This window comes from Dehalococcoidia bacterium (assembly GCA_040902535.1).
Lineage (GTDB): Bacteria > Chloroflexota > Dehalococcoidia > DSTF01 > JACRBR01 > JBBDXD01.
In genome coordinates this window covers 1-11,502 of record JBBDXD010000026.1, presented here as the reverse complement: position 1 = coordinate 11,502, position 11,502 = coordinate 1, and the positions used below count along the sequence as shown (strand labels likewise).

Genomic DNA, 11,502 nt, shown 5'->3' with positions numbered 1-11,502 from the left:
TCTCCTGGCGGGTCAGACGCCGTCACGCGCACGAATCGCGATTCGCCCGTCATTCAGAGCGAAGCGAAAAATCCCGTCATGCAACGCAGGTGGGCGGCGATCCCGCTGTACACACGCTCGAAAATAGCGGCACGGATCAGCCTTTCGGCGTGGCGCAATAGGTGGTCACACCTAAGCCCCGCTGAGCGCAGCAAGCCGATACCACAGTATGACGATGGCACACGACCGGCTGCAACGCCTCGCAGACTTGAGGCGCGAAGGCATACTCACTGACGCTGAGTACGAGGCGAAGCGCGCCGCTCTGGTCGATGAGGTGCTCAGCGATAACGCCCAGAGCGGTGGGCGCAACGGCGCTCACGTGCTGTTGGGTGCTTTGGGCGGACTCGTGTTGGGCCTAGCATTCGTCGGCGCGTTGCTCGTGTTCGTGCCGAAAGAGAAGCGCCCAGACCGCCTGTTAGGAGCGTGGCTAGGCACGGGTGCCGGAGCCATGGTGGCGGCGGTATTGCTCGCGTTAGTAAGCGCAGGCGCTGGTTCGGGCGACAACAGCGCGTCGGCACAGCAGCCGTTGTATGTGCCGCCAACGGCAGTCAGTTCCCTGCTGACGAAACAGGAAGCGTGCCAGATCGCCATCGATTTCAGCTTCACAAGCGACGAACGCGTCAAGTGGTTACGATGCGCCGAGACACGCTATCGATCCGAGGATCGAACTTGGGTCGTCACCATGCATCTCCTTGAGAGCGAGAGCGCAGTTACGCCGCTCGACACCGACATCAAGCTCATCGATGACCGATGCGGTCGGCCTGTCGGCAGCAAGGCTTGCGAATAGAACCGATCTCCGGCACAGAGGATACGGATGACCATCGACTGCCCTGTGTGCGGACTCGGAGGCGGCCCGCCGCTTGTAACGCGGCTTCGCCGTGACGGTGAGCGTGAGCGGATGTACATCCGACATCTCTGCACGACGTGCTGGACTGAACTATCGGGCGAAGAGCAACAGGTACTCGAAGCGAGAGAGTGGGCCGTAGTTGATGCGCACAGCCAAGGAGCGATGAGATGTCAATGAACTGGCAGATCGTGGATGCGCTGTTGGACCTGAACACCAAGAACGTAGGTGATGGCCGAGTCGCTCTCATCGCGAAGGAGTTTCCGCGCGACGCGATCAAGTCCAACGCGGACGAACTGGTGTCGACGCTGAACGCGCAGATCAAGGCGATCCGGGAAGCGCCCGTCCGTCACCTGTCTGAGGCACACCAAGACTACCTTGGGCTGCGCGAATGGGTAAGGGACGGCGACGCCAGAATAAGCCGTCTCGAATCCATCATCGCCAACATCCAGAAAGTGATTGACGTAGGCGGCTACTGATCCTCACGCACAGGAAGCAGCGTGCAGGTGCAATTGGGATGAGATGGCGGGGCCATGTCGCCTGATCGGAACGCCTCGTCCTCTGGGATGGCACACCTTGACTCGCGTTCGCGTTGCAGATGTCGTCTTCGGTGGTTCCTGTCGAGCGCCCACTCTTTCCGCGTCACGCCGCGTGAGTTGAACGCGGCTTGCGTGGCACGCCCGTTGGCGAAGCTCGCCTCCGTCCAGGCGATCTTGATGGCGCGTTGGTCGTTGAGTTCCGGCAGGTTTATGTGGCATCGACCAATCAGCGTCCACTAGAAGTCCAGCAGCCATCGCGCCTCACGTCAGAGAGGCTGCGTCCGCCGCGCGCACGCGCGCAGGTCATTCAGAGCGAAGCGAAGAATCTCCTCGCAGTACAAACGCGGTGGCGCACACCAACCGCCCCCCCCGACGCCCGTAGCCGCCCGCCAACCGCCGTGCTATCGTGCCGCGAACTCGGGATCACACCCTCGTGAGGCGAAGCTCCGCATGGCGAAGATCAAGGTCAAAAGCCCCGTAGTCGAACTCGACGGCGACGAGATGACGCGCGTCATCTGGGCGATGATCAAGGACAAGCTGATCCTGCCCTACCTCGACATCGACCTCAAGTACTTCGACCTGGGCATCGAGCACCGCGACGCGACGACCGACCAGGTGACGATCGACGCGGCGAACGCGATCAAGCAATACGGCGTCGGCGTCAAGTGCGCCACGATCACGCCCGACGAGGCGCGCGTCAAGGAGTTCAACCTCAAGCAGATGTGGAAGTCGCCGAACGGCACGATCCGCAACATCCTCGACGGCACGGTGTTTCGAGAGCCGATCGTCTGCAAGAACGTGCCGCGCCTGGTGCCGTCGTGGACGACGCCGATCGTCATCGCCCGTCACGCGTTCGGCGACCAGTATCGCGCGACGGACTTCGTGGTCCCGGGGCCCGGCGACCTGGAGATCACCTTCACGCCATCGGACGGCGGCGCGCCGATCAAGCACAACGTCTTCACGTTCACCGGCGGCGGCGTCGCCCTGGCCATGTACAACGTCGATGAGTCGATCCGCAACTTCGCGCGCGCCTGCCTGGCCTTCGGGCTGCAGCGCAAGTACCCGGTGTACCTCTCGACGAAGAACACGATCCTCAAAGCCTACGACGGCCGCTTCAAGGACGTCTTCCAGGAGGTCTACGACGCGGACTTCGCGGACCAGTACAAGGCCGCCGGCATCTGGTACGAGCATCGCCTGATCGATGACATGGTCGCGTACGCGCTGAAGGCCTCCGGCGATTTCGTCTGGGCAGCGAAGAACTACGACGGCGACGTGCAGTCCGACTCGATCGCGCAGGGCTTCGGCTCGCTGGGGCTGATGACGTCAGTGCTGCTCAGCCCCGACGGCAAGACCGTCGAAGCGGAGGCGGCGCACGGCACGGTGACGCGCCACTATCGCCAGCACCAGCGCGGCGAGCAGACGTCGACGAACCCGATCGCGTCGATCTTCGCGTGGACGCGCGGCCTCGCCTACCGCGGCGAGTTCGACCAGACGCCCGACGTCGTGCGCTTCGCACGGACGCTCGAGCGCGTCTGCGTCGACACCGTCGAGGGCGGCGAGATGACGAAAGACCTGGCGCTGCTCATCGGACCCGATCAGCCCTGGTTGAACACCCAGCAGTTCATCGACGCGCTCGCGCGGAAACTTGAAACAGTGCTGAGTGAAAATTGAAGCGCTTCAAGCACGTGCGAAGCATCATCTCAACCTTTACAAGGAAACCATGGACGCCGGAGTCGACGTATCGCGAGCCGAACGCCGAAGAACCTTCTGTAATCGACCGACTGCTCCAGCCAGATTTCCCAGGTCGACCGCAGATTCAACGGCAACTGTTGAACGCCCACGTGCGAACTGTTGACTTGGATGGGTCGTTTGAGTTCCAGATCTCCAGCGCGACTCGAGCGAATGTGATTCATCGTATTCCGGTTGAGGCCGACTACGAGGACGACGACGGGATTCCAGTGCAGATTCTGTTCCACGTTGTAGGGGGCTTTGCAAAGGAAGTCGAGCGTTGGAAGGGCGACGGATCAACAATCAGACGTTGGCCCAATGCCAGTCTCCGCGTGCAAGTAGCGGGTGGCCACTCGGATCACTCAACTTCATTCACCCAGAGGACTGATCACGCAACTGGTGTCCGAATCGGAGATAGAGCGTACCGCTGTGCGGACGGTTCGATCTATGTCGGAACTTACTATCCCTTGGACGTCAACTAGATCGACGAAGGATCTGCTAGAAGCCGTGATGGACTGAATCGGTGGAAGAACCCTCGAACCTCCTCATCCGCTCGACATGCGCCGCGCTCGTGATCACGTGCTCCGACTTTCGCTTCAAGTCCGCCGAGCACGCATTCATCGAAGCGTGCGGCCTCACCGACGACTACGACCTCATCGCACGCCCTGGCGCCGCACGCTCGCTCGTCGCGCCGCGCTCAGCGGCCGCCGGCCAGACGATGCACGAGGAGATACGGCTGCTCTGGACGCTGCACAGCTTCACGCGCATCCTGCTCGTCAACCACGTAAGCTGCCGCGCCTACGACGACATCGCCACGGCCGCCAACGAATACGAGATCCACGAGCAGCACCTCCTCGCAGCCGCCGCGACGCTCGCCCGCGCCTACCCCGACGTCACGCCGGAGACGTATCTCGCTGACACCGCGCCCGAAGGTATCGAAGTACGCCGCGTGCACAGCACGTAGAAGGCACAACCGCCAAGAAAGCCGGCGAACAGCCGGCCTTCCCACTTACAACTGAAAACTTACGACTGACAACTACACACGATGACACGCCACCATGTGCCCGCCCCCGACGTCGCGCCACTCCGGGATCGCCTGCCGGCACTCCTCGATCGCGATCGGGCAGCGCGTGTGAAACACGCACCCCGGCGGCGGACGCAGCGGGCTCGGCACGTCGCCCGTCAGGATGATGCGCTCGCGGTTCGTCTCCACTGCCGGATCCGGCACCGGTACCGCCGAAAGCAGCGCCTTCGTGTACGGGTGCAGCGGATTCTCGTACAGCTCGTTGCGGTCAGCCAGCTCCATCAGCTTGCCCAGATACATCACGCCGACGCGGTCGCTGATGTGCCGCACCACCGACAGGTCGTGCGCGATGAACAGGTACGTCAGGCCGAACTGCTGCTGCAGGTCCTCGAGCAAATTGATGATTTGCGCCTGGATCGAGACGTCGAGCGCCGAAACCGGCTCGTCCGCGACGATGAAGTCCGGCTCGACCGCGAGCGCGCGCGCAATGCCGATGCGCTGGCGCTGCCCGCCCGAGAACTCGTGCGGATAGCGGTTCGCGTAGTAGGGATTGAGCCCCACGACGCGCATCAAGTCCTGGATGCGCTCCTTGCGCGCCCTGCCGCCCTTCGCAAGACCGTGGATCGTCAGCGGTTCGCCGATGATCGAGCCGACGGACATGCGCGGGTTCAGCGATGCGTACGGGTCCTGGAAGATCATCTGCATGCGGCGGCGCATCCGGCGCAGGTTGCCGCCCGAGAGCTTCGTCAGCTCCGTGCCGCCAAAGTCGACGGATCCTTCCGTCGGCTTGTAGAGCTGCAGGATCGCGCGCCCCGTCGTGGATTTGCCGCAGCCGGACTCACCGACGAGACCGAGCGTCTCGCCCTTCTTCACATCGAACGAGATCCCGTCGACGGCCTTCACATCCGCGATCTTGCGCTGGAAGATCAACCCCGCGGTGACGGGAAAGTACATCCTCAGGTTTTGCACGTTGACGAGCACATCCGACGCCGTCTGCACCGAGCCCAGGTCACGAGTTTCCGTAGTCATGGAGCCTCCTAGGCCAGCGGCACCGGGTCAGGTCCGACCACGACGGTCGGGACGGTATCGATCGTGGGCATCACCCAGCACGCGGCCTGGTGCTTACCATCGCCTGTAGGCATCAGCGGCGGCTCTTCGTTCAGGCACTTCTCGATTTTGTACGCGCAGCGCGGCGCGAACGAGCACCCCTTCGGCGGATTGATCAGATCCGGCGGCGAGCCTTCGATCGGTTGCAGGCGGTCCTTCTTACCCTGGTCGAGGCGCGGCACGGACTTCAGCAGGCCGATCGTGTACGGGTGGCGCGGATTCGCGTAGAGGTCCTTCGCCGTCGCCATCTCGACGATCTTGCCGGCGTACATGACGTTCACGCGGTCGGCGTAGCGGGCGACCACACCCAGGTTGTGCGTGATGATTACGACGGCCGTGCCAAGCTCGGCGCTGAGCCGCGCCATGATCTCGAGGATCTGCGCCTGGATCGTGACGTCGAGCGCCGTCGTCGGCTCGTCCGCGAGGAGGAGCTTCGGGTTGCAGGACAGCGCCATCGCGATCATGACGCGCTGTCGCATGCCGCCGGAGTACTGGTGCGGGTAGTCGTTGAGCCTGCCCGCAGCGTCGGGAATGCCGACCATCTCGAGCAGTTCGGCAGCGCGCCGGCGGGCGGAGTTAGGGTCCATCTTCAAGTGCAGTTCGAGCGATTCGGTGAGCTGCCTGCCGATCGTCAGCACGGGGTTCAGGGACGTCATCGGCTCCTGGAACACCATGGCGATGCGGTTGCCGCGGACGTGGCGGATCTCCTCTTCGTCGAGCTTGAGGAGGTCTTCGCCCTCGAAAATGATCTCGCCTTCGGTGATCTTGCCGGGTGGATTCGGGATCAGGCGCAGGACCGAGAGCGCGCTCACGCTCTTGCCGCAGCCAGACTCGCCCACGAGACCTAGCGTCTCGCCCTCTTCGACGTCGTAGGACACGCCATCGACGGCGCGGACGATGCCGTCCTCCGTGAAGAACTGCGTCTTGAGATTACGAATCTGGAGCAGCGTGCCCATTCAACCTCCCTGCGGATGGCGACCCCTCAATCACCATCCGATTCGCTGCCGGTGCGGACTGTCCCGGCAACGATGCCTCACGATACGGGCCCGCGTTCGCGCCCCCTTCCGGCCGCCCGCGCCGGTGAGGCATGCAGCGGCTGGTGGGGAAGAGGAGACTCGAACTCCTACGCCTTGCGGCACGTGATCCTAAATCACGCTCGTCTGCCAATTCCGACACTTCCCCGGGGCGCCTGCTTCGACGAGAAAGCCTGAACTGAATTGCCGGAATCCGGACTCAGTCGCGCCGTGCTTCCATTTATACACTGCCGGTCGGCGGGCATGCTACCTCTATAGCCGCCTGCTCCGCGCGATACTACCCGCGCCGCCCCGCAGTGTAAAGCCAGCAGCAGAGCGCCCGCAGCGATGAGGGCGCTCCGTGAGGGCGATCTGGTGTGCCGGGCGTCAGCTAGCGGCGCATCGTCGATGGCACCTGCTGCGCGGGGACGTAGACCGCGGCCTTGTTCGGCGGCGGCGTGCCGGGGAGGTGGAGGAAGTTCCGCACTTCTCGGACGCCTTCCACGTGGGCGGCGTCTCGGACGAGCCGCCGGATTGCGTCCGGATGCTCAAGCTGGCCGCGGAGCGTCACGCACCCCTCGTAGGCGTCGACGTGGATCTCGCCGGCCTTGAGGTGATCGTCGCGTAGCGCCTCTGAACGCACGCGCGCGACCAGCGTCTCGTTGTCGACGATCGGGTGGCCGTTGAACGGCAGCGCGTCCGTGGTCTCGTGGACGATGCCCCTCGCAACCCCGCGGAAGAAGCGCCCGCGCTTTTCGACGCGATTCGGCACGTCGCGCGTCATGACGTTCTTCATGTGGGCGAGCCGGTCGCGCACAAGCGCACGCCGCCGGCGTCCTTGCTGCGGGTCGAACGCGAACATCGCGAGCGCGCCCACCGCCGTCCCGACGATCAGCATCGGAAGCCCGAGGCGCGGCCGGCTCTTCCACACGTCGCCGGCGCGACGTGCGCGGTCGCGCGTCATCTCACCGAAGTGCAGCCCGTCGTGCTCGCCGTCGTTGACATGCCGGTGCTCATGCCGATCCGTGAAGTTCGCCGCCCTGCGCTCCAGCATGGACCGCGTGCCCATACCGGCGGAGAAGCCGGCCGCGCGCAAGGCGTCCGCCACGTCGCTGGCGGCGTGCTGCGTCATGCGGGAGGCGTCGATGGGCTGACGGCGCCAGTACCCGCGCATCGGGATGCGGCGACCGAGCAGCGGCAGCCGGGCGAGCAGAGCGGCTTGATCGGGATGGCGGCGGCTGGCGAGGAAGCGCGCGGTCCTGCTATTCGGTAGCAGAAAATCATGCATGGCGGTGCTCCTTTCGAGTCCCCTCGATTCTAATCTCGATGCCGTGACGAATACGCATCAATCCGCCGCGACGCATGGAAGATCGCGGCCCTTCGAGCCGCCGCCCGTGCAGCAGCCTGAGCCAGAGCCATCCCATTACGTTAAGCGAGCCGCCATACCCGTCATCCTGAGCAAGCGCCGATTCCCGTCATCCTGAGCAAGCAGCGTTCCGTTACGTTAAGCGGGCCGCCATACCCGTCATCCTGAGCAAGCGCCCCAGTCACGTCATCCTGAGCAAGCGAAGCGCGCCGAAGGATCTCCTCGCGGCGACACCCGCCATCCACCTCACAAATCGTGGCACGCAAACTGATCAATCAACCACCAGCGACCAACGCCCAGGCGACGAGACCGGCGTCATCCTGAGCAAGCGAAGCGCGCCGAAGGATCCCCTCGCGGCGACACCCATCACCCACCCCAAGAACCGCCGCACGCACTGACCAGCGACCAGCGACCAACGACCAGGAGACGAAAATGCCGCCATCCTGAGCAAGCGAAGCGCCGTGAAGGATCTCGTCGCGGCGACACCCGCCATCCACCTCACAAATCGTGGCACGCAAACTGATCAATCAACCACCAGCGACCAGCGACCAACGACCAGGAGACGAAAATGCCGTCATCCTGAGCAAGCGAAGCGCGCCGAAGGATCTCCTCACGGCCACACCCACGACCCACCCCACAAACCGCCGCACGCAAAAACTGATCGATCCACCACCAATCACCAGCGACCAGCGACCAGCGACCAGCGCCCCTTGCTCCGCCGCGACGGCCGGTGCTAGCGTAAGCTTCACGCCAAAGGAGTCGCCATGAAGTTCGGGATCTTCTACGAGCTGTCCGTGCCGAGGCCATGGGACCGCGAGGCCGAGCGCACCGTCTACGAAAACGCGCTCGAACAGGTGCGCCTCGCCGACGAACTGGGCTTCGACCAGGTGTGGTGCGTCGAGCATCACTTCCTCGAGGAGTACTCGCACTCATCGGCGCCGGAGCTGTTCCTGACGGCGTGCGCCATGCAGACGAAGAACATCCGCGTCGGACACGGCATCGTCGTCTGCGTGCCGCAGTTCAACCACCCGGTGCGCATCGCCGAGCGCGCGGCGGTGCTCGACATCCTCTCCGGCGGCCGGCTGGAGATGGGCACCGGGCGCTCCGCGACCTGGACCGAGCTTGCCGGCTTTCGCGCGAGTCCGGACGACACGAAGAAGACCTGGGATGAAATCGTGCGCTGCCTGCCGAAGATGTGGACGCAGGAGCGCTTCAGCCACGACGGCTACGCGTTTTCGATGCCCTCCCGCGCCATCCTGCCCAAGCCCTACCAGAAACCGCACCCGCCGATGTGGGTGGCGGTGACCAGCCCCGGCACCGAGATCGACGCAGCGGAGCGCGGGCTCGGCAGTCTCGGCCTGACCTTCGGCGGCTTTTCCGACCAGGAGAAGCGCATCGCCGAGTATCGCAGGCGGATCAAGTCATGCGATCCCGTCGGTGAGATCGTGAACGAGCAGGTGAACACAGTGAACTTCCTGCTCTGCCACGAAGACGACGCGACCGGCATCGCCACCGGCACGCGGCTGGCCGGCACGTTCAACTACCTGGCGTCGCAACTGCTGTCGGCGCGCGAGGCGTATCCGTCGCGGTCGTACCCGTCGCTCGGGCTGCTGCCGCAACTGCGTCGAGAGCAGACCAGCCCCGGCGACGCGCCGCGTGTCCCCGAAGGGCTGTGCATCGGCGATCCGGCGCGCATCGTCGATGTCGTGCGCAACTGGGAAGCGTGCGGCGTCGACCGCATCAACTTCCTGTTGAATGCCGTCGAGACGGTGCCGCAGGAGCAGGTGCTCGCGAGCATGCGCCTCTTCGCGAAGGAAGTGATGCCGAAGTTCGCGCCGGCGACCGCGGCGGCAACCGCCGCCGCGGGAGGCAACTGATGCCGCTCGCCGGCACGCTCGATATCTCGCCGCTGCTCGCCGCTGCGCCGGAAATGCTGGATACGAGCGCCGAGCCGTGGGAGATCGAAAGCGTCGAACTGCTCAACCTTTCGTTCGAGATCGACGACCGCTACATGACGGCGCTGTTGCCACCGGCGTTGCACCCTGTCATCCCGCCAACGGCGTACTTTACGGTCGCACGCTATCCGGACAGTCCGGCTGGAGCGTTCACGCTGGCCCAGGTGCGCGTCGGCTGCCGCGCATCAGCGTTGCCTCGCGGCTTCCTGCTGCGCGCGTACGTCGACTCGCCGCGCGCCTGCGACGAACTGCGCACGAAGTGGGGTTACAACGCGCACGTCGCGGACGTAGGGCTGCGGGTGTTCCACGACCGCATCGTCGGCGTCGTCAACGACGGCGGACGCGAGATCCTGCGCGCATCACTGATCAACCCGGAGCCGATCTCCGGCGGCGACGTGCAGTACGTCTCGAACCTCCACCTCGCGAAGCTCGCCGACGACGGTGGAAGCGGCACGCTGATCCAGGTCGATCCCGACTACCGGTTCCATCGCGCCGACCGCGGCCGCCCGCAGATCGAAACGTTCGAGCGCGATGCATGGTCCGCTGCAAACGTCGCGCCCGTGTTTCCGATCGCGGCGACGTTCGTCTTGTGCGACACGGGCTTCCCGAAGATCCGCTACGTCATCGACCCGTCCCGGCCGGCGATCGCAGGCACGCGCAAGGTCGCCGGCTGATCTCGAAAAAATGACAAGGCTCCGGGAGGGCATCCGGAGTCTTGTCACCGAACATACTGTTCTGAGTGTCAAGTCTAGGACTGTCCGTCGGACATGGTCAACACCTCCCGTCCCGTAAGCGACCTTGCAGGTCTGTCACGGCTCGATCTGGTCGATGCGATTCCGGAATTACGCCGTCCCGACTACCCGGTCGGTGGTGCGCTCGTCCGTACGCGCATGGCCGCGCGCCGCGTGGCAACCGTTCGATAACACGCCGAAGGTCGCGGTTCTATACGATGCCGGCATCCAGAGCTACACGCATGCAGGAGCATCCATGAGTCTCTTCCGTCCGCGTATCCTGCTGTCCGTCGTCGTGCTGGCAGTCCTGGGAGTCGCAGCAGCCGGCGCCGGCTGGTGGTTCTTCGTCCGCGAAGACAACCAGCTTGCGACGAGCGCACCCGAGATCCCCGCAGATCTCGTCGAGGGCGCGACGACGCCCGCTGCCGATGCCACAGCCGTCGATGCGCTGCCCGACGACGCCCTGACGTTTCGCGTCATCCCGGAGCGCTCGGAAGCCGCCTACTTCGCCGACGAGACGCTCGCCAGCGTCGGGCTTCCGTCGACGGCTAAGGGCGCCACGACCGAGATCGAGGGCGAGTTCCACCTGACCGCGGACGGACTCGCGCTCGCCGAAGGCGCAACCTCAAGCTTCGAGGTGCAACTGGCCACCATCACGAGCAACGAGGGCAGGCGCGACAATCGCATGCGCGAGGCGCTCGAGGTGACCCGCTATCCGTCAGCGACCTTCACCGTATCGAGCGTCACCGGCTACGACCCCGCGATCGCCGAGGGCGAAGAGCAATCACTGCAACTTACGGGCACGCTCGACCTGCACGGCGTGCAGCGAGAAGTCACGTGGGACGTGCTAGCGCGCCGCCAGGGCGACGTCTTCACCGCGCTCGCGACGCTCAACTTTCTCTACAGCGACTTCAAAATCCCCGTCCTGAACATCGGCGGCTTCGTCTCCGTCGAAGACGACGTCACGCTGCAAATCCAGATCGTCGCCCAGGCCGTCTGACCAAACTTCAAGCTGAAGCCGGCGCCTGGCCTCGGCGCCTTGCGCTATACGAGAGAGTCTCTGGGCTAATCCGCGCGGGCTGAAAGCCCGCGCTCAGTTAACCCGCTTCCCGCTTCCCGCTTCCCGCTTCCCGCTTCCCGCTTCCCGCTTCCCGCT

The 11,502-nt window shown here is 64.6% G+C and carries 10 protein-coding genes and 1 tRNA gene; 7 read left to right on the top strand and 4 right to left on the bottom strand.

What is annotated here, in order from left to right; genetic code table 11:
- Positions 1–214 precede the first annotated feature (214 nt).
- The 4 genes from WEB52_14460 to WEB52_14445 all read left to right on the top strand — a co-directional run bounded on the left by WEB52_14460 (position 215) and on the right by WEB52_14445 (position 4,114).
- Positions 215–826, top strand: a complete 612-nt coding sequence (locus tag WEB52_14460; GenBank protein MEX2227639.1) for an SHOCT domain-containing protein — start codon at positions 215–217, stop codon at positions 824–826.
- 233 nt (positions 827–1,059) lie between these two features.
- Entirely contained in the window at positions 1,060–1,362 is a 303-nt protein-coding gene (locus WEB52_14455) for a hypothetical protein (GenBank protein ID MEX2227638.1), read from the top strand.
- A 510-nt stretch (positions 1,363–1,872) separates the two neighbouring features.
- Entirely contained in the window at positions 1,873–3,093 is a 1,221-nt protein-coding gene (locus WEB52_14450; GenBank protein MEX2227637.1) for an NADP-dependent isocitrate dehydrogenase, read from the top strand.
- Positions 3,094–3,673: 580 nt separating this feature from the next.
- Positions 3,674–4,114 (top strand): carbonic anhydrase, encoded by a 441-nt coding sequence (locus tag WEB52_14445; GenBank protein ID MEX2227636.1) that lies wholly within the window; start codon positions 3,674–3,676, stop codon positions 4,112–4,114.
- A 72-nt stretch (positions 4,115–4,186) separates the two neighbouring features.
- Here the strand turns inward: WEB52_14445 and WEB52_14440 are convergent, their stop codons facing one another.
- From WEB52_14440 to WEB52_14425, 4 genes are all read right to left on the bottom strand, one after another.
- Entirely contained in the window at positions 4,187–5,203 is a 1,017-nt protein-coding gene (locus tag WEB52_14440; protein ID MEX2227635.1) for a dipeptide ABC transporter ATP-binding protein, read from the bottom strand.
- 8 nt (positions 5,204–5,211) lie between these two features.
- Positions 5,212–6,237 carry an ABC transporter ATP-binding protein gene (locus WEB52_14435; GenBank protein MEX2227634.1) on the bottom strand — a complete coding sequence of 342 codons (1,026 nt, stop codon included), beginning with the start codon at positions 6,235–6,237 and terminating at the stop codon, positions 5,212–5,214.
- Positions 6,238–6,378: 141 nt separating this feature from the next.
- Positions 6,379–6,463, bottom strand: a tRNA-Leu gene (locus WEB52_14430).
- Positions 6,464–6,685: 222 nt separating this feature from the next.
- Complete coding sequence (locus WEB52_14425) at positions 6,686–7,582, bottom strand: BON domain-containing protein (GenBank protein ID MEX2227633.1); 897 nt, start codon at positions 7,580–7,582, stop codon at positions 6,686–6,688.
- A gap of 842 nt (positions 7,583–8,424) precedes the next feature.
- Here WEB52_14425 and WEB52_14420 point away from each other — a divergent pair.
- From WEB52_14420 to WEB52_14410, 3 genes are all read left to right on the top strand, one after another.
- On the top strand, positions 8,425–9,537 hold the full coding sequence (locus tag WEB52_14420; protein MEX2227632.1) for an LLM class flavin-dependent oxidoreductase: 1,113 nt from the start codon (positions 8,425–8,427) through the stop codon (positions 9,535–9,537).
- The gene (locus WEB52_14415; protein MEX2227631.1) at positions 9,537–10,289 is read left to right on the top strand and encodes an acetoacetate decarboxylase family protein; all 753 of its coding nucleotides are present in this window, start codon (positions 9,537–9,539) and stop codon (positions 10,287–10,289) included. Before WEB52_14420 ends, WEB52_14415 begins: the two co-directional genes overlap by 1 nt.
- 313 nt (positions 10,290–10,602) lie before the next feature.
- Positions 10,603–11,346 carry a YceI family protein gene (locus WEB52_14410; GenBank protein MEX2227630.1) on the top strand — a complete coding sequence of 248 codons (744 nt, stop codon included), beginning with the start codon at positions 10,603–10,605 and terminating at the stop codon, positions 11,344–11,346.
- Positions 11,347–11,502 lie beyond the last annotated feature (156 nt).